This window comes from Coleofasciculus sp. FACHB-542, assembly GCF_014695825.1.
Taxonomy (GTDB): domain Bacteria; phylum Cyanobacteriota; class Cyanobacteriia; order Cyanobacteriales; family FACHB-T130; genus FACHB-T130.
This window is the reverse complement of record NZ_JACJPB010000034.1, coordinates 1-18,987: the sequence shown is the minus strand read 5'-3', so window position 1 is coordinate 18,987 and position 18,987 is coordinate 1. Positions and strand designations below refer to the sequence as shown.

Sequence of the window (18,987 nt, the reverse complement as noted above, 5' to 3'; positions counted from 1 at the left end):
TTTTTGACAATACTTCATATTGTAGACACGCCATCTTTGGCTATGGCAGCGTAGAGGAGAATACCAGTCCAAAGGGGGAGCAATAATTGTCAGAGAGTTTAGCCTTTAACCCCAATCTGATTTTGCCCGTTGGAACCCAGATAGTGACTCGTGTTGAGATTCTAGATGCTGCGGGTGAAATTGCGCGATCGCGCGGCACCGTCGGCGTTATTATCAAATCACCCATTGACAACTCCCACGCCTATCGCGTCCAGTTTCCAGACGGGGGAGAGGCGTCTCTACGGCGCTCAGAACTCACCATCCACTCATCTTGGCAACAAGAAGGTCTGCAACTACCAGGAGCCGTTCTTGCCGATTTTGACCTTTACGAGTGTGTCATTTACCGCTGTATCGTCGGTTCAAGAGCCTACGGTTTAGATAATGCCAACTCTGATATTGACCGACGCGGCATTTACTTACCACCCGCCGATATCCACTGGTCGCTCTACGGGATTCCGGAGCAGTTAGAAAATAAAGAGAACGAGGAGTGTTACTGGGAACTCCAGAAATTTTTGACCTTGGCACTCAAAGCAAATCCGAATGTCTTAGAGTGCCTCTACACACCAGGTGTAGAAATGGTGATGCCCCTGGCTGAAGAATTGTTAGGAATTCGGTCTATTTTTCTCTCTCAGTTAGTTTACCAGACATATAACGGATATGTGATGTCACAGTTCAAAAAACTTGAACAAGATATCCGTACAAAGGGGGAATTTAAATGGAAGCACGCGATGCATCTAATCCGCCTGTTGTTGTCGGGCATCACCGTGCTGCAAGAGGGTTTTGTCCCAGTTCGCGTCGAAGAACACCGACAACAACTGCTGGCTATCCGCAACGGGGAGATGCCTTGGGAGGAAGTTAACGCTTGGCGGCTAAGCTTGCATCGCCAGTTTGATGACGCTTTCGCCACAACATCGCTGCCCGAACGTCCGGATTATGAAAAGGCAAATGCTTTTTTGATTAAAGCGCGTCGAAGTATGGTTTAGAAATTGAATTTCAAAGATGTAAAAGACGCCAAAAAAAATAAGAGGGAATTTAGATGATGCCGAATGCAATGATGGTGATTTTTCCCTATCGTCATGAAGACTATTGGGTATTTGACTATGAACCAGCCGGACTTATCCGCGAACCCTTTGTCAGCGGGATGCCTGCAATCATTGACAGTCTGGTTCAAGATATTCCCAATGCTGCTCAAGGTTTTAAACTCTTGTTTTCTCCAATCGCTTTTTCAGAGTATCAGGCAGAACTGGTTTGGGTGAGAGAACAGTACGGCGGTAACTGGTATCGCTGGCAAGCCAAAAATTTAGAAGGCTGGCTAAGTCCAGCATTGTTTAAGTATTTCCCTGTAACGCCACAGAAAATCTATTGCAAGGCTGAACCAATGTCTAACGCAATGATGGTGATTTTCCCCTATCGCTACGAACACACTTGGGTGTTTGATGATGAGCGAGTCGGACTTGTCCGAGAGCCTTTTGTCAGCGGGATTCCTGAGATGATCGATCTTCTGGTTAAAGAGATTCCCAATGCTGAGAAAGGTTTTAAGCTTTTGTTCTCAGGAAACCCATTTCCCGGATATCAGGCGGAACTAACTTTGGTAAGAGAAGAGTATGGTGGCAATTGGTATCGCTGGGAGTTAAATAACAAGGAAGGATGGTTATGTCCCGCCTTGTTTAAATACTTCAATGAAGCACCGAGGAAACTCTACTGCAAAGCAGAAAAGCTACGCGATTAAGCGAATGGGTAATCGAAAAGAGGTTCCTGGGAAGATAGCAACGAAGAATGAATCATTAGTAGGTTGGATTGAACGACAGTGAAGTCCAACTAATGCTTAGGAGTGTTGGGTTTCGTTCCGCAATCCAGCCTAAACTAACTTTTTGCAACCTTCCTCTTTGTAAAAGACTTTACTTGATGACACATTGCACATCCTTTCTCAATGCGATCGCTCTTTCTTCTGTCAATCCTGAAACCTTAACTCAGCTAAAAAACACCCTTAAACCACGATTTGAGTAGTTTAAGGGTGTATTTACCCGGATTTTGTAGCAGTTAATTCATACTATAAGCTTACTTCTTAACTATCGGCAATACCCATTAATAAATTATGGTAATAGCACAGCCACTACTCCCAGTCATTTCTGAGCAACCTTATCCGCTTTTGTTCGCAACAATCAGCGGCGCACATCTGTATGGCTTTCCATCTCCCGATTCTGATTATGACTTGCGCGGGTCACACATTCTGCCAGTGTCGGAGGTGGTTGGATTAGATATTGGGCGTGAAACGATAGAAGTTCCAGAAGTACGGGACAAGCTGGAAATTGACCTTGTAACTCACGATGTCAAAAAGTTCTTTTCGCTACTTCTTAAAAAGAACGGTTATGTATTAGAGCAGCTATATTCACCGCTAATTTTCCACACGACGCCAGAACATGAAGAATTAAAAGAGATTGCCAAAGGTTGCATCACCCGCCACCACTCTCACCATTATCTCGGCTTTGCAAATACGCAATGGCGGCTTTTCGAGAAAGAAAATCCGCATCGTGTTAAGCCGTTACTTTATGTTTATCGAGTGCTATTAACTGGCATTCATTTAATGCGAACGGGTGTTATAGAAGCTAATTTGGTTCATTTAAATGATATTTTTAAATTGCCTTATATTCCCGACTTGATTGAGCGAAAGTTAGCAGGAGCAGAAAAATCTGTTTTGGAAGATGCTGATATAGCATTTTATCGCGGAGAATTTAATCGTTTGTGCGGCGAATTAGAGAAAGCTAGTCAAAGTAGTCACCTGCCCGAATCCCCATCTAGTAAAGATGCGCTGAACGATTTACTGGTGCGGTTGCGCCTAGCGTCTTTTACTAATAATTAGAGGTAATTGATGGCATCTTATTGGCTGATTATGTTAGCACTTTTATTATCGGTGTAATTCTTGGCTTTCCAGGAAATATTTGGATAATTTCATCTTTATTATCGGTGTAATTCTTGCCTTTCCACTAGCAATTTTGATTAGTGCTGGGTTGGGCTGGCTGATTCAATTGATTGGTATCCGATGCCCAACTTGTAGGAAGCGGAAGCTAAAGTGTTACTCGTTGATTATGCCTACTCGTCAACCTTCTCGCAGCTTTTACCGCTGCGAAAACTGCGGAGCGCGATACAAATCTGTGAATAGTAGACCTTGGGAAGATGCATCAGGTCCAGAGTATGACAAATATTACGAGTCTGATAGTTTGTACAAGTAAGCGTAGGTTGGCTTGAGGTAACGAAATATAAAATTAACAAGTTTTTAACTGAATAATCTATTAGTGCTGTTAAGAATGGCATCTATTGCCAACAAATAATGAAGTATAGTTTAATATTTTTTCTGAGTGGTATTTACCTAATGGCATTTGGCTTGAGATTTGGTAATGCTAGATGGTTAATTCTATGGATTGGTGTTAGTTTTATTGCAGTAGGAGCAGCATACGGATGGCTGGGAGCTAAAGTATTTGGAAAACGGTCAGATGGAACGATGGGATGGCTGAATATATGCTTATTAATGCCCTACTTATTATTAACCTGGATAAGCTGGCATTTTCAAAGACTGATTGGGAAAGAGGAATGTTGTAACGAGATAGTACCTGGCATCTGGCTGGGTCGTAGAGTATTTCTTAATGAATTGCCCGATAATATCAGCTTAATAGTTGATTTAACAGCAGAATTCCCAGAACCTAAAAGCGTTACTTCAGGAAGAGCTTATATCTGCGTTCCTACATTAGATGCGTCCGTGCCAGATTATCAAGTCTTCCAAAAATTGATTGATAAAATCTGTGCATGGCAGGGGAATATTTATATTCACTGTGCCCTTGGGCATGGGCGTTCAGCAACAGTTGTTGCTGCTACACTGATTGCCAAGGGGCTTGTGAATAATGCGAACCAAGCAGAAGCACTGATCAAGAATAAACGTTCTGGAATTGAGTTTAGTAAAGCTCAGCGGGACTTGCTGAAAAGGCTAACTATTTAAAATCTGAATGCAGCAACTGCTAAACAACCCCATCCCACAATAAAGGCTACGCCTCCTAGTGGAGTAATTGGTCCCAACCACTTTACACCCGTCAGGCTCAAAGCATAAAGACTGCCTGAGAAAAGGACGACGCCAACGATGAAGGCATACCCAGCTGCCACAAGGATTGACTGTGCTGCCTCGGCGCGACTTAATAATAATGCCACCAGTAGCAAAGCTAATGCGTGATACATCTGATAACGGGCACCCGTCTCAAAGATTTCTGCTGCCCGTTCGCTGAGTTTTTCTTTCAAAGCGTGGGAGGCAAAAGCACCAGCAGCGACGGACAATCCGCCTAAAATAGATGCGATGCATAAAAAAATCTGCGTCATCATAATTTCAACTACTCTTATTTCAACAGGAAGTAATAAGAAATTCCTCCTTCCTCACTTACTTTAAAGTTAGCATCGTATTCTTTAGCTCTATCATCTAAATACTGCTTTGCCTCCGCAGCTGTTAGCTTCGCCTCTATCGCAAACTGTAAGGTGGTGATATTTCCACCGCCTTCTTTCAGTAGCTGGTAAAAGGTAGACTGGAGGCGATCGCTTGTTTCTTTCGAGTGTTGTTTCCGCAATCCCCACACCAGCCAACCTCCAAGGGCTACCGCTGGGAGTCCTAAAACTAGACCCCCGATGGCAGCGTCTCCATCTTCCTGTTTATCCTCCGGGCTAGCATTCGGATTCGGCAGGGTATAAACAATGAGCGGAATCATTAGCAAAATCCCGCCAAATGTCAGTAGCAAGCCCGCAGACAGTTTTTTGATGAGCTTCATGGTGCCCAGCCGATGTTGTCAATACAGCCGCGATCTTAACCTTACTTTCGCGTGGCTTCCAGTATGCGAGAAAAGTAAAAGCGAGTCTTCGTCATTCCTTGTCGCTGAATCGAAAAACCGTTACTTTCTAGAATTTTGACGATATCAGCCTCTCGGTGCAAATAAGCACGAGTGGCTTTGCTGGCACCGGGGAAGAAACTGCCAATTTTTTTGAGCAAACTGAGGGCTAAAGTTTTCGGCGCAAAGCTGAGAATTATCCGAGATTCTGCCATAGAAGTGAGATGAGAAATCATCTCGGCGGCTTTGTCTTGAGGATAGTGAATGAGGACATCTAAGCAAATAACGGTGTGATATTTGCCACTTAATGTTTCTAAATCTTGTACGGTGAAAGTCGGATTGCTAACGTTACCTAGAACTGACTCGGCTCTTTCCTTGGCTTCTCCGACCATTTTTTCAGAGATGTCGCTGGCATAGACTTTGGCACCCGCTTCGGCGAGGGGGATGCTGAGGCTACCGACGCCACAACCAGCATCGCAGATGGATAGAGTGGCGAGATTGTCATCGGCTTTCAGCCAGCTAAGTACGGTATCGACTGTCTGCTGATGTCCTTCGCGGATGTCTAGTTGGACTTTATTAACTTCACCATCGCCGTAAATGCGTCTCCAGCGATCGAAGCCGGTGGAGTTGAAATAGTCTTTGACAATTGTTTTATCGTCTGCTGCGTTCATGAAATTGGATTTTATCGAAGTGTTCCCAACGGTTAAACTTACCATTTATACGAACCGCAGAGGACGCGGAGAACGCAGAGGAAGAGAGGCATTGCTTATTTTAGGCATTGGGTAATAAGCGCTGCCAGGTGAGTCCATTCGTTGATTCGTCTAGATGCCAGCGCAGCAGTTGATGAGCGGGTTGATTAGGATAGGGACTGGTTTTGTTGTTTTTTTGGCGATCGCGTTTTGACGGTTCTTTGAGCAACCCGATAGCGCGACGGGGGGATTCTGTGGCAAGCGCGATCGCAGTCTCGACTTCACAAATCCCCCAACGGACTAGATTCTGCACTCCGACTAACAGCGGTAATGTTGTTCCCGATAAGGTTCCATCTGGGAGTCGTGCGGTGCCGTTTTTCACTTCTATCTGCCGCGTATCCCAGGGATAGATGCCATCGGGGAGTCCCAAGGGTGCTAAGGCGTCGCTAACCAGGAAAATGCCTTGCTCGGATAGCTCCCCCTGCTGCCCCTGGTTTAAGGGGGTAGAACTGGCGCGTAGCAGCAGCTGAATCATCGTCTGAGAGACGTGCTGACCATCGGCAATTAAACCACACTGTACGGCTGGATGAACCAGGGCGGCTCCTAATAAGCCGGGTTCGCGGTGATGTAATCCGGGCATGGCATTGAAGGCATGAGTCACCATCGATGCTCCCAGTTTAAAAGCTTGCTGCGCTTGGGCTTCAGTAGCTTGGGAGTGTCCCAAACTGACGGTGATCCCAAGACTTCGCAAATACGCGATCGCTTCCCCAGTTGGATCTAATTCTGGTGCCAAAGTAATCACTTTCACAATCTCTGCATCATCCCCCAAAACCCGTTTCACGTTGTCAATCGTTAGCGGCAATAGGTACTCGGCGGGGTGTGCGCCTCGCTTCTGGGGATTGAGAAATGGTCCTTCCAAATGCACCCCCAAAATCTCGGCAGTGGTTCGATCTTGGTGCTGGGAAGCGGCAAAATTAGAGAAAATGGCGAGCGATCGCTGAATGTTCTCAACCGATGTTGTAACGATGGTTGGTAAAAATCCATCAACGCCCTGATGCCATAGAAATTTACAAATTTCCGGTAGCTTATCGCAATTTTCCAGATTCAATTCTGGAAATGCCAACCCCAACGCCCCATTAATCTGCAAATCGACACCACCCAGCGACACCCAATCTCCCTCCACATCCAGCACTTGCAAATCCTCAGGTGGAACCATTTTGAATACAGTGTCCATTGACAGAATTTGCTCAATCCTGCCCTGATGAATCCAAATCTGCTGTAAGCTTTCGTAGCCTCGGAATCGAGCATTGCGAATCACGATTGGGGCAGTCATGGATAGCGTTGTTGCGTCTGTCATCACTTTTGCGACAAGATACCTAAATTCGAGCAGACACCAGTTTATCTAACAACCAACTGAATAACTCCCGAAAAAATGACTCAACCGTTAATTGGCATCATCATGGGTAGCGATTCCGATTTGCCCACTATGCAAGGCGCGATCGCAATATGTGAAGAATTTGGCGTCGGCTGCGAAGTCGCTATCGTCTCTGCCCACCGTACCCCGGAACGGATGGTGGAATACGCCCAACAAGCCCACCAGCGCGGCATCAAAGTGATTATCGCGGGTGCCGGTGGCGCTGCCCATCTCCCCGGTATGGTAGCGTCTCTGACACCTTTGCCAGTAATTGGGGTGCCAGTCGCCAGCCGTCACCTACAGGGCGTTGATTCTCTCTATTCCATCGTGCAAATGCCAGCGGGAATTCCCGTTGCGACTGTCGCGATTGGTAATGCGAAAAATGCCGGTTTGTTGGCTGTGCAAATCTTGGCATCCCACCAGCCAGAATTACTCGAACGAGTGCAGCAATATCGCCGCAGTTTAAGCGATTCCGTGATGGAGAAGCAGCAGCTTCTGGATGAAATCGGCTATAAGCAGTATTTGGAGAAGATGCCCTAATTTTAAGGGCGAGTCAGTTATTTTTTTAGACTTGGCAGAGAGGAGAAACGATTGAAATCTCAAGAATAATTTTTTGATGCCAATCGCTTTGTTTACCGATAGCGAGGTGCGTCAAGAAAACTGCTGATTTCATTTTTAGCGGAACTGGAGGGGCGACAGGGGCGGTTTCTTTGAGATTTAGACCCAATCTATTCGTTGAATGTTTCGCGATCAAAGTCAAATTTAATCTTGTCCTAAAAAAAATTGATAACCTTGTTTTTGCTATTTTAGTAACAGTTTTTATCTGTTCATCAAATATAAAATAAAAAAACTTGCATTTAATTTATAGGAAAGTTTCTATAAAAGCATTTATTTAATAAAGTAATTGCTTAATTTAAGTTTCTATAATATGGGATTTCCGGAGAAATTTAAGCTTCTGAAGTCTTAATGGATTCGCTTAATAAATTTAGGCTTTTCTTTGGGGCATCCCCCCATAGATGGATATAAACTAATTTAGCTCCAAGTTCGCTCAAACTCCCGCGATTTATACTTCCAGGAGAGTTCTGCGGGTTGAGATGCCAGAGCCAGAATCTAAAAATGTAACTTTCGATACAGAATATCCCGCCTCGGAAAATACAAAATCTTAAAATTTCCCGGACAAATTAGACATCCCGTCTAGATGTTGATAAAGGAAAAAATCCCTAACGAGTTGCCTGTAAGGTTTTGTCATATACTCACTTCAAATGACTGGATTTACTGATTTTTGACTAAACCGATGGATGTGTTGGACTGATTGAGGAAAGTGCAGTGATGATGCCTAAATTAACGCTCAAAAAGAAGAAATCGAAAGCCAAAAAGAAGCGATTGTCTTCTAATTGGCAAGTCCAATCTCCCCGGACTGCCACGATGTTTAAGCAGTTGCAAATTGCCATTAAGCGGCTGACTCCAAGTTGGCAAGCTTGCATTCCTATCGCCATTTTGATTGTGATGGTGTGGGGTTATGCAGCAGTCGCCCAGGATGCTCCGGCAGCTGAGGGGCCGACAACAGCCGAGTTGAAGGTAGCGCTAGACACCCTATGGGTAGCGATCGCTGCCTTCCTGGTGTTCTTCATGAATGCTGGCTTTTGTATGCTAGAAACTGGCTTCTGCCGCCAGAAAAACGCGGTCAACGTTCTCGCCAAAAACTTGATTGTGTTTGCTCTAGCAACCGTCGCGTTTTGGGCGATTGGTTTTGGCTTGATGTTCGGGGACGGCAATCCTTTCATTGGTTTGAGCGGGTGGTTTTTGAGCGGAGCCGATAACAGCCCTGCCACCAACGATGCCTATCAAGGTGTTTTTGGCTCTCTGAAATGGGCTGGCGTTCCCTTAGCTGCTAAGTTTTTGTTTCAGCTAGTATTTGCCGGAACAGCCGCCACGATTGTTTCTGGAGCGGTTGCAGAAAGAATTAAGTTTGTTGACTTCTTAATCTTCAGCCTCTTACTCGTCGGGATTGCCTACCCGCTCACCGGACACTGGATCTGGGGCGGTGGCTGGCTGCAAACCAGAGGCTTCTGGGATTTCGCGGGTTGCACGGTCGTTCACTCAGTGGGTGGCTGGGCAGCTTTGATGGGAGCCGCATTCTTAGGGCCACGGCTTGGTAAATATCAAGATGGGCAAAGCGTTGCTTTCCCTGGTCATAACCTGAGCATTGCCACCTTGGGCACTTTGATTCTCTGGTTGGGCTGGTTTGGTTTCAACCCTGGCTCCACAATGGCTGCCGATCCAAACGCCATTACTCACATTGCCCTGACAACCAACATGGGGGGTGCTGCGGGTGGAATTGCCGCTACCATTACAGCTTGGTTGTACCTGGGTAAGCCGGATCTGTCGATGATTATCAACGGCATTTTGGCTGGCTTAGTTTCGGTGACAGCTTCCTGTGCTTTTATCAGCATTGGCAGTTCTTTGATCATCGGTTTGGTTGGCGGAGTATTAGTTGTTTTCGCTGTCACTCTCTTTGACAAAATCAAAATTGATGACCCGGTGGGCGCGACCTCAGTTCACCTGGTTTGTGGTATCTGGGGGACTCTGGCAGTGGGTTTATTTGCTGCTGGTCCTGGTGTCTATTCCTGGTACGGTGAGGGTCTTGGCCCAACCAAGGGGTTATTGCTCGGTGGTGGTCTCGGACAGTTGATCACTCAACTGATTGGTATTGTCACAGTGGGAGGCATAACCGTTCTACTCAGTACAATCTTCTGGCTGGCGTTGAAAGCGACCCTCGGTATCCGAGTCACTCCAGAAGAGGAGTTTGAAGGTTTGGATATCGGAGAACATGGCATGGAAGCTTACAGTGGATTCCTTAAGGAAGGAAGCTCTGCTGGGTTTTCTGATACTGGTAAGCATGGTGGAATGCCGACTCCGCCCGGTGAATATGTCAAGTAACGACAGATAAACCAAAAGAAAGCATTTTGTTCTTTTGAGTTTTCTCCTTTCCCCATAGAGTCCGCCCTATTCCCAACTCTATAGAGTTGCGAGTAGGGCGGATTTCATTTTTGTCGTCTATCTGTGGGTGAAATATTTATAGGCAACTCCGCTAATTTGTATAATTTGATACAGAATTGACCTGATTGAAATTGGTGCAATCAGATTCATTTGCTTAACAAAGCGATCGCGTTGATGGAACCAAATCAGTGATCAAGAAAGTTCTCATTACTTGGATACTGGCGCTGTGTCTTCTGGGTGGCCCAATGGTAGGAAATGCGCTTGCCCAAGACGCATCGCCTTCGGTGAGTCCTTCCCCGGAATTGTCCGCTCCCGCAACGGTTCCTGGGGAACCAGCCGATGCTTCGCGTCAGGAAGCGTCGCCAGCGGTTGCTGAGGCTCCGAAAATCGACACAGGCGATACCGCATTTATGCTAATTTCATCAGCCCTAGTGCTGCTGATGACGCCTGGGTTAGCTTTTTTCTATGGCGGATTAGTGCGATCGCGCAACGTCCTCAACACCATTATGATGAGCTTCATCCTCATGGGAGTTGTCGGCGTTACCTGGACTCTGTGGGGCTATAGCCTCGCCTTTGCACCCACTTCCTTGACCCCTGGAGCCGATCCTCCTTTCAGTGCCAATCCCTTCATTGGCAGCCTGAACTGGCTATTTTTGAATAACGTCGCCTTCGACCAACCCGATCCGGTCGGTTACGCTGGCACGATTCCCCATCAAGTGTTCATGGTTTACCAGATGATGTTTGCCATCATCACTCCAGCCCTAATTTCTGGGGCTATCGTGGAGCGGATGAGTTTCAAGGCATACTTCTGGTTCATCCTGCTTTGGTCTACCTTTATCTACTCTCCTTTAGCTCACTGGGTTTGGGGCAAAGGCTGGATCGGTACATTTGGAGCCTTAGATTTTGCTGGAGGAACCGTCGTACACATCAGCTCTGGCGTCTCTGCTGTCGTCGCCGCTTGGGTGATTGGGCCGCGAAAAAGCTTCATGGTGACACCACACGCACCCCATAACGTGCCTTACGTGCTACTCGGAATCGGTATGCTCTGGTTTGGCTGGTTTGGCTTTAATGCCGGGAGTGCTTTAACAGCAGGTTCCCTAGCAGCGGTAGCTTTCGTCGCCACAATGGTCGCTGCGGCAGCCGGCGGTCTCACTTGGGTCATCCTGGAATGGCTACTCAGAGGCAAACCGACAGCAATTGGCATTGCCAGCGGTTTCCTCGGCGGACTGGTTGGCGTGACCCCGGCAGCCGGATACGTGAATCCGCTCGGAGCCATCTTCATCGGTTCCGTTACCTCTGTTTGCTGTTTCTTTGCCGTCAGTCTCCGAGCCAAGTTGCAGTTTGACGATTCTTTGGATACCTTTCCTATCCACGGCGTTGGCGGGACGATAGGGGCGCTTCTGACGGGTCTGGTTGCGACGACAACCGTTAACTCAGCAGGAGACAACGGTTTATTTTTCGGCAATCCCGTCCAATTATGGGAACAGATTGTCGGTGTCTTAGCAACTTATGTGTTTGCCGGGGTGGGCACTTTTGCTATCCTCAAACTTTTAAGTTTGGCGATGGATTTGCGAGTCAAACCTAACGCTGAAGACCAAGGTTTAGACATCAACGAGCATGGTGAAGAAGGTTATGGAGAGGATTTTGCCACTGGACTGAGCTTCAAAGGCGAATAATTGGCAATTTCCATTGGCAGCTAGGCGATCGCTCGATTTGTGGATGCTAGCAATTTAAGATTAAATTCAACCTGTGCTGAATCTGATTTAGTGTGTCCACTCGCTCGAAAACCTTTCTTCCGGCTTGGGCGCTTTTGTCCCTAGCTACCAACGGGTTGCTGATGCTAACAGTAATTTTGTTGCTGAATCGGGATCGGTGGCTATCAGCTAGGTTACAAGCTAGCGATGCTACCTCTGTAGAGCCGATCCCAGAAGACGTCTCTACCAGCCTGCTGACGAAAACACTACCTTCCACACCCGCGTTAGGGCCGCGCCACCAGCTGAATTACGCTCAGTGGGTGACGCTGCTCAGGCAAGAAGCGGAGGTAGCCGCAACCAAAAATCCCAAACATTTAACCGTACTGGCTGGGGATTCGCTCAGTCTGTGGTTTCCTTCGGAGCTATTGCCAACAGAGCGCACTTGGCTCAATCAAGGAATTTCTGGAGATACTTCGGGGGGTTTGCTCAACCGATTGGATGTGTTGGACGAAACTCAGCCGGAAACGATCTTGGTGATGATTGGCATTAACGACCTGATCCGAGGGGTGGGGGATCGGAGAATTCTGGCGAACCAGCGACAGATTATCCGCTATCTGCGACGGGTTCATCCCCAAGCACAGATTGTTGTGCAGTCGATTTTGCCCCACGGCGGTAAAAAGTCAACCTGGGTGGGACGCGATCGCCTGATTGCTATCCCTAGCAGTCGCATCCGCGAACTAAACCGACAACTGGGCGCGATCGCTCGTTCGGAATCTGTCAGCTATCTCGATCTCTATCCCCTGTTTGCCGATAGTAACGGCAATATACAGCCCGAACTGACGACGGATGGCTTGCACCTAAGTCCCCAAGGCTATGTTATTTGGCGCTATGCCCTTCAATTCTTCATGCAGGTGGAAACAGAACCCAGCAAAGCCAATTAAAAATTCCTGGCTTTGACTTTGCTGGGTAACGCCAGCTGAGCGTCCAGGCATTTTATGATCGACGAGGAGAACCACCAGAATGAGAGAGGAAACGGCTGCATGGATACAAAAGCCTTCAAACGGTCATTAAACAGTTCTGAGAACTACCATCGCAAGGGCTTTGGTCATCAAGAGGAAGTCGCTGGTGTCCTCAAATCCGAGTATCAGAGCCATCTCATTCAGGAAATTCGGGAAAACAACTACACCCTGAAACGCGGTGATGTCACCATCCGGTTAGCCGAATCGTTTGGTTTTTGCTGGGGTGTGGAACGCGCCGTCGCAATGGCTTATGAAACCCGCCAGCACTTCCCGACCGAGCAGATTTGGATTACTAATGAAATTATTCACAACCCTTCTGTGAATCAGCGCTTGCGCGACATGAAAGTAGGGTTTATCTCAGTAGAGAAAGGGGAAAAAGACTTCTCCGTTGTCGATGCGGGTGACGTGGTGATTTTACCGGCATTTGGTGCCAGCGTTCAGGAAATGCAGCTGCTCAACGACAAGGGTTGCAAGATTGTCGATACAACCTGTCCTTGGGTTTCTAAAGTTTGGAATACGGTCGAAAAACACAAGAAAAAAGCTTATACCTCGATCATTCACGGCAAATACAATCACGAAGAAACTGTCGCCACCAGTTCTTTTGCTGACAAGTATTTGATCGTGCTGAATCTGGCACAAGCGGAGTATGTCTCTAACTACATTCTCAATGGTGGGAGTCGCGACGAATTTATGACAAAATTCAGCCGCGCTTGCTCAGAGGGATTCGATCCCGACACCGATTTAGAGCGGATTGGCATTGCTAATCAAACCACGATGCTCAAGAGCGAAACCGAGCTAATCGGCAAGCTATTTGAGCGCACCATGATGAGAAAGTATGGGCCAAGCGAGTTGAACGAGCATTTCCAAAGCTTCAACACCATCTGCGATGCCACTCAAGAGCGGCAAGATGCTATGTTTCAGCTAGTAGATGAAAAACTAGATCTCATGGTGGTGATTGGGGGGTTCAATTCTTCCAATACGACGCACTTACAAGAAATTGCCATTGAGCGGAAAATTCCTTCCTATCACATCGATAGCGCCGAGAGAATTGGCCCTGGCAATCGTGTGGAGCATAAGCCGCTGGATGGCGATTTGGAAGTTCAGGAAAATTGGCTCCCCGCTGGTCCCATCGTGGTAGGAGTTACTTCTGGAGCTTCAACTCCCGATAAGGTGGTAGAGGATACGATCGAGAGGATTTTTGAGCTGAAAGTGGCTGCGGTGGTTTAACAAAATTAGGGGATGAATTCGTTTTGAGTTTTGAGTTTTTCTTCAATTCAAAACTCAAAACTTTCAGCTTTTTTGGGCACCATCTGCAACTGGGGAAGCATCGTTAAACTGCTGCTGATTGTAGTTGTAAAGCGTGCGGATGGGGTAAGGAATGTTAATGTCAGCGCGATCGCAAGCTTGTTTGAGCGCGATCATCACCTTGGTTCTCGTGCGGCGCACATCTACTTTGTGCGGCGATGTCCAATAGCGGACGACCAAGTTCATCGAGCTATCACCAAAGCCCAATCCATCTACTTCCGGTGCTGGCTTCGATAAAACGCCCTCGACTTTTAACACGGCTTCGAGCAGAGTTTCGACGGCGTAGGGTAAAGGGGTATTGTAATCAACGCCAATTTCTAAATCAGTCCGGCGGTGGGGCATCGCCGTCAGCACTTGCACCGGACTGGTAAAGACGATTGCATTTGGCACGACGATGCGCTCTCCCTGATAGGTGATAATTTGGGTGGCGCGCAGGGAAATTTCTTCAATCGTTCCCTCGAAACCGTTTACTATCACTTGATCCCCCAACCGAAACGGTTCCTGCAACAGCAGCAGGACTCCCGCCAGAAAATTTTTAAAAATATCTTGAAAGGCGAAGCCAATCGCTACCGAGCTGAGTCCCAGCAAACCAATGATGTCGCCCAGCCGCAAGTCTGGGAAGGCAACAACACAGGCGAAGAGAATCCCTACCACCCAGGTTCCTACAAAACTGGTCTGCACGAGCAGCAGGCGCAGTGATGGGTTTTTCAGGGCACGCCTGCCAACGCCACGGACGAGCCGCCGAACTAGATTCGCTCCATACCGGGTTAAACAGAGGATCGCGATCCCCATCAAAATTCCTGGTAGTGCCTCAATAGTTTGACCCATCAGGTTTAATAAGCTCTGTTGGATTTCTTTAATCAAAGCAGCCATAGGCGAAAGGGATCATCTTAAACTTTTGCCAGAATATCAAATATCTCAAAACCGAGCGGTTTTTTCGCTTGGGTTTTGGCGTGAGCGATCGCTTTTTGGTTGGCTCTCTTCAGACGAGCAGTGTGTTCCACAACACCAGTAACTAGGAAGTCGCCTGCTCCTGCGCTCACCGCATCCCTTGACTTCCCCAAAGAAACACTTCTACAAATTTAGCTCCAGCAAAGCATTTGGCAGTTTTGTAACGGAATGTTAAGCAGAATTTATTAAAATTTATTGCGATTCGTTGATGCAGTTGCTAAGGTGTGCTTAAGAGTTGCTTCTGGTCAATGCCCGTATTTTAGGAGACGTGCCATCCATGCTCTACATCAAACTTGGCTGTACACCCATTCACTGATTGCAGGATTGCCTGAAACTTTATTTCTCTGACGGTACACCAACCTTGCTAGACGGCGGAGGAATTTCTTTGTTTCACGATTCAAAATGCATTTCTTCAATTTCATCTGGTTCCTAACTCGTGTTCCCCTTACGTACTGCCAGTCCAACTCTTATTTGACTGAAGTTTCCCGGAAAGACATTTCTCAGGTTTGTCTACAAAAATAGGGTTCCCTGCAAGAATTTTGAGAAATGTCTTGCTCCCAACAGTTCAGTTCAACTCATCTGTAATTACGAGTTACTGTTTTCCTCACTGCGAGCTTAGAAGATGCTACCTCTACTTCTTGCATCTTGAACTCGGCACTATCAGCGCGGTGAGACCTCAAATGGAGAAGGTTTAAGTTATGAATATTCAAGGAAAGACGGCTCTGATTACTGGAGCTTCCCGTGGAATTGGGCGAGCGATCGCGCTTGAACTCGCGCAACAAGGAGCTAAACGCCTGTTGCTGGTGGCACGCGATGCCGATCGCTTAGCAGAAGTCGCCGCCGAAGTCGAAGCACTTGGCGTAGAAGCCGCGATTCTACCTTTGGATCTGGCTCAGATAGTAGAAGTGAATATTGCGATCGCTCAAGCTTGGCGAGATTATGGTCAGATTCATCTGCTCGTCAACTGTGCGGGAGTTGCACACCAAGCGCCCTTTTTGAAATCTCAACTCCCAGATGTGCAGCAAGAAATCGCGATTAATTTAATGGGAATGTACACCATGACTCGTCTGGTTGCTCGACGTATGGCAACCCAACGGGAAGGAACCATCGTGAACGTTTCTAGCTTGATGGGCAAAATTGCCGCGCCGACAATGGCGACTTATTCAGCTACCAAGTTTGCGATTTTAGGATTCACCCAAGCCTTGCGCGGCGAACTCGCTGACTATAATATCCGGGTGATGGCTTTGCTGCCATCTTTGACCGACACTGACATGGTGCGAGAATTAAAGTGGTTTCGCTGGGTAGTGCCTACGACTTCTCAAAAAGTTGCTCAAGCACTCGTCACTGGACTGCAAAAGGAATCGCCAGAAATTTTGGTGGGATGGCAAAGTCATTTAGCTGTGTGGTGCAATCGCATTGCACCTTGGCTGCTAGAGAAAGTTTTACTGCTAGCAGCACCCCTGTCGAAGTATAAACAAAAGCGCTACCACAGACTCCGAGAGGCTGGAATAATTTCGCGTTAAAGTCTGCTGTTAACAGGCGAATCTGATTCCAGAGTAGAGACGCGATTAATCGTGTCTCTACTTTAGCTGTGAAATTTATTTCCAGGCTCCGAGCGTTAGTGCCATTTAACCTAACTGTATTTGGATAGACTGATTGCAGATAAAGAGATGTTAACGATGAGTCAAAATCGCCAGATATTAGATGGCATTGCCGAACGCATCCAAGTAATTGTCAATGCTGAAACAGCCTCCGTGGTACTAGCTGAGTCCGAAGGGGAAACCGTCTACTATGCGGCAGCAATAGGCAAGCACGCTGAGTGGGTGTTGGACAAAAGGGTTGCCGCAGCGACTTCCGGATTGTGTGGTACGGCATTTCAGAGCGACAAACCCGTGTTAGTTTGTCGTACTGAGGGCGATCGCCGAGTCCGGCAAGATCATGCTAAAGCGTTGGGAATTGAGACAGCTTTAGCCGTGCCTCTCTACTACGAAGGCAAGCTTTTGGGAGCGCTACAAGTTTGGAATCGTACTGACGGCAGCTTATTTGACGAAGAAGCAGAATGTGTTTTGGCTGCTTACGCCTCTGAAGTTGCTCCACTGGTTTATCAATACCAGGCAGCTATGAAGTAGAAGATAATTTGCAGGGAAAAGCGATCGCGCTGGCTTGAAATAAGCAACGAATCAAAGATGAGCAAATGACCCAAGATGAACCTATAGAACCAAAGCTTCTACGCCACTCCAATCCCCTCTCTTCTTCCAATCCCCTCTCCCCATCCGATTCCCCCTTCTGCTCCTATCCCCTCTCCTCGCTTGCGGGCTATCCATTATCCGCATCTTTCTTAACAAAGGGACAAACTCCTTAAAATAATACTCAAAGGCTTGATAGGTATAGTTTTGAGGGAACACAAAAGTAGCGGGTAATGGCAACATGGAAAAGTGGGCAGCCAAAGAATTGTCCCAGGCCAACTTAGGAGACGCGCGTCGAAACAAGCGTCTTATACGCATCGTCGAAGATTTGGCAACACAACCAGCAAGTAGCGTCCCCCAAGCCTGTGGAAATATAGCAGCAACCAGCGCCGCATATGATTTTTGGAAATCACCTTATTTTCAGCCGCGTGATATTCGCAAGGCGCATACAGCCAGCACAATTGAAAGAATCAAAGAACATCAAGAAATCTTGGCAATCCAGGACACGACCAACATAGATTTAACAGACCACCCAGCCACCAGAGGGACTGGTTATCTGGACAACCGAAAATCATCGGGATTAAAAGTACATTCAACACTGGCAGCGACAAGTAATGGAGTCCCACGGGAATTATTGACCAGCAGGTGTGGGTCAGAGAACTCGAAAATCTAGGCATCGCCAAAAAACGTCGTCAACGGGAAACACAACAAAAAGAAAGCCAACGCTGGTTAGATGGATTAGAAATCACCCAAAAGTTGATCCCAGCAGATATTCAAGTGGTGACAGTTGCCGACTCAGAAGCCGATATATTCGACTTATTTAACCAGAAACGTCCGGAAAATTCCCATTTATTAATTCGCGGGACTCATAATCGAAAAGTAGACCATTGTGCCAAATAGCTTCATCTTGCCATTCGTCAAATTCCACCTGGTGGTCAACTCACGGTCGAAGTTAAACGTAGTCCAGAATCTAGAGCAAGAAAGGCCATACTCACACTTCGGTTCACAAGTTTCGATATCCTTGTCCCGTTACATTACATTGGGCGTTCCCGGCTCAAACCTGTGAAGTTACAAGGAATTCTGGCATCAGAAGAAAACCCCCCATCCGGAATTCAGCCAATTAGTTGGTTATTGATGACTAGCCTGGAGATTAATCGGCTAGAGGAGGCAGCCCGTTGCGTTCGCTGGTACACTTACCGTTGGTTGATAGAACGCTATCACTACGCATTAAAAAGTGGTTGTGGAATTGAGAAATTACAACTGGAAACGGCTCGGAGAATTGAGATGGCACTAGCCACCTATACAATTGTAGCGTGGCGTTTGTTATGGCTAACTTATGAAGCCAGATGCAATCCAATGCAGCCCTGTGAGACAGTTTTAGAAACCTATGAATGGCAGTCTTTGTGCGCCACTATTAATAAAAATCCCATTCCACCCACCCAGCCACCTTGTTTGCGAGAAGCCGTACGAATGATTGCAATGTTGGCTGGCTTTTTAGGACGAAAAAGCGATGGGGAGCCGGGAATTCAAACCATTTGGCGAGGATTGCGGCGATTACATGATATCGCGGCTACCTGGAAATTACTCCATTCAGTTTTCTATTTATGCTTGTTGTCCTCCATTCAAATCTTGTAGCACCATGAATTTCCTGAATTGTCACTATCTCTACCAACTTACTTCTCGGAAATCCCTTCCTATCTTGTTTGTCCCTTTGTTAACGGTGCTTAAACGAAAAACAAGACTCTAAAAAGGTATAATACAGACATGGCAACCATTTCACGTTATGGTGTGATAAATGAAAGAGACAACTCCCGCCGCCATGCCCCCTTGC

General features: G+C 47.0%; 17 protein-coding genes and 1 pseudogene. 12 read left to right on the top strand and 6 right to left on the bottom strand.

Annotated features, from left to right (window positions below):
* The first annotated feature begins 86 nt into the window (after positions 1–86).
* The 4 genes from H6F52_RS11765 to H6F52_RS11750 all read left to right on the top strand — a co-directional run bounded on the left by H6F52_RS11765 (position 87) and on the right by H6F52_RS11750 (position 4,030).
* Positions 87–1,022 carry a nucleotidyltransferase domain-containing protein gene (locus H6F52_RS11765; protein ID WP_190534797.1) on the top strand — a complete coding sequence of 312 codons (936 nt, stop codon included), beginning with the start codon at positions 87–89 and terminating at the stop codon, positions 1,020–1,022.
* Between the two features lie 53 nt (positions 1,023–1,075).
* On the top strand, positions 1,076–1,768 hold the full coding sequence (locus H6F52_RS25750) for a DUF6717 family protein (RefSeq protein ID WP_242032544.1): 693 nt from the start codon (positions 1,076–1,078) through the stop codon (positions 1,766–1,768).
* Between the two features lie 366 nt (positions 1,769–2,134).
* Positions 2,135–2,899: a nucleotidyltransferase domain-containing protein gene (locus tag H6F52_RS11755; protein ID WP_190534794.1), complete on the top strand. Its 765-nt coding sequence runs from the start codon at positions 2,135–2,137 to the stop codon at positions 2,897–2,899.
* A gap of 510 nt (positions 2,900–3,409) precedes the next feature.
* A complete protein-coding gene (locus H6F52_RS11750; protein WP_190534791.1) occupies positions 3,410–4,030 on the top strand; it encodes a dual specificity protein phosphatase family protein in 621 nt (206 codons plus the stop codon).
* Here H6F52_RS11750 and H6F52_RS11745 read toward each other — a convergent pair.
* The 4 genes from H6F52_RS11745 to nagA form a co-directional block, all read right to left on the bottom strand.
* Complete coding sequence (locus H6F52_RS11745) at positions 4,027–4,401, bottom strand: DUF423 domain-containing protein (RefSeq protein ID WP_190534835.1); 375 nt, start codon at positions 4,399–4,401, stop codon at positions 4,027–4,029. The genes H6F52_RS11750 and H6F52_RS11745 overlap by 4 nt on opposite strands.
* Before the next feature lie 17 nt (positions 4,402–4,418).
* Positions 4,419–4,841 carry a hypothetical protein gene (locus H6F52_RS11740; protein ID WP_190436438.1) on the bottom strand — a complete coding sequence of 141 codons (423 nt, stop codon included), beginning with the start codon at positions 4,839–4,841 and terminating at the stop codon, positions 4,419–4,421.
* A gap of 41 nt (positions 4,842–4,882) precedes the next feature.
* Positions 4,883–5,569, bottom strand: a complete 687-nt coding sequence (gene bchM / locus H6F52_RS11735) for a magnesium protoporphyrin IX methyltransferase (RefSeq protein WP_190534788.1) — start codon at positions 5,567–5,569, stop codon at positions 4,883–4,885.
* Between the two features lie 100 nt (positions 5,570–5,669).
* Positions 5,670–6,944, bottom strand: a complete 1,275-nt coding sequence (nagA, locus tag H6F52_RS11730) for an N-acetylglucosamine-6-phosphate deacetylase (RefSeq protein ID WP_190534785.1) — start codon at positions 6,942–6,944, stop codon at positions 5,670–5,672.
* A 75-nt stretch (positions 6,945–7,019) separates the two neighbouring features.
* Between nagA and purE the strand changes: the two genes are divergently transcribed.
* The 5 genes from purE (at position 7,020) to H6F52_RS11705 (ending at position 13,941) form a co-directional block, all read left to right on the top strand.
* On the top strand, positions 7,020–7,541 hold the full coding sequence (purE, locus tag H6F52_RS11725) for a 5-(carboxyamino)imidazole ribonucleotide mutase (RefSeq protein ID WP_190411392.1): 522 nt from the start codon (positions 7,020–7,022) through the stop codon (positions 7,539–7,541).
* 789 nt (positions 7,542–8,330) lie between these two features.
* The gene (gene amt / locus H6F52_RS11720; protein WP_190411393.1) at positions 8,331–9,941 is read left to right on the top strand and encodes an ammonium transporter; all 1,611 of its coding nucleotides are present in this window, start codon (positions 8,331–8,333) and stop codon (positions 9,939–9,941) included.
* Between the two features lie 248 nt (positions 9,942–10,189).
* Positions 10,190–11,677, top strand: coding sequence for an ammonium transporter (locus H6F52_RS11715; RefSeq protein WP_339380590.1), 1,488 nt, complete (start codon positions 10,190–10,192; stop codon positions 11,675–11,677).
* A 92-nt stretch (positions 11,678–11,769) separates the two neighbouring features.
* Positions 11,770–12,636: an SGNH/GDSL hydrolase family protein gene (locus tag H6F52_RS11710; RefSeq protein WP_339380495.1), complete on the top strand. Its 867-nt coding sequence runs from the start codon at positions 11,770–11,772 to the stop codon at positions 12,634–12,636.
* A gap of 99 nt (positions 12,637–12,735) precedes the next feature.
* Positions 12,736–13,941 carry a 4-hydroxy-3-methylbut-2-enyl diphosphate reductase gene (locus H6F52_RS11705; protein ID WP_190427982.1) on the top strand — a complete coding sequence of 402 codons (1,206 nt, stop codon included), beginning with the start codon at positions 12,736–12,738 and terminating at the stop codon, positions 13,939–13,941.
* Positions 13,942–14,004: 63 nt separating this feature from the next.
* On the opposite strand, the gene H6F52_RS11700 is transcribed toward H6F52_RS11705, so the two are convergent.
* Together H6F52_RS11700 and H6F52_RS11695 are read right to left on the bottom strand one after the other, a co-directional pair.
* The gene (locus H6F52_RS11700) at positions 14,005–14,892 is read right to left on the bottom strand and encodes a mechanosensitive ion channel family protein (protein ID WP_190528792.1); all 888 of its coding nucleotides are present in this window, start codon (positions 14,890–14,892) and stop codon (positions 14,005–14,007) included.
* Between the two features lie 17 nt (positions 14,893–14,909).
* Positions 14,910–15,062, bottom strand: a complete 153-nt coding sequence (locus H6F52_RS11695) for a hypothetical protein (RefSeq protein ID WP_190528794.1) — start codon at positions 15,060–15,062, stop codon at positions 14,910–14,912.
* Positions 15,063–15,668: 606 nt separating this feature from the next.
* Here H6F52_RS11695 and H6F52_RS11690 point away from each other — a divergent pair.
* From H6F52_RS11690 to H6F52_RS11680, 3 genes and pseudogenes are all read left to right on the top strand, one after another.
* Entirely contained in the window at positions 15,669–16,493 is an 825-nt protein-coding gene (locus H6F52_RS11690) for an SDR family NAD(P)-dependent oxidoreductase (RefSeq protein ID WP_190534782.1), read from the top strand.
* Between the two features lie 156 nt (positions 16,494–16,649).
* The gene (locus tag H6F52_RS11685; protein ID WP_190534779.1) at positions 16,650–17,099 is read left to right on the top strand and encodes a GAF domain-containing protein; all 450 of its coding nucleotides are present in this window, start codon (positions 16,650–16,652) and stop codon (positions 17,097–17,099) included.
* 298 nt (positions 17,100–17,397) lie between these two features.
* A pseudogene (locus H6F52_RS11680) lies at positions 17,398–18,791 on the top strand (IS4 family transposase).
* Positions 18,792–18,987 lie beyond the last annotated feature (196 nt).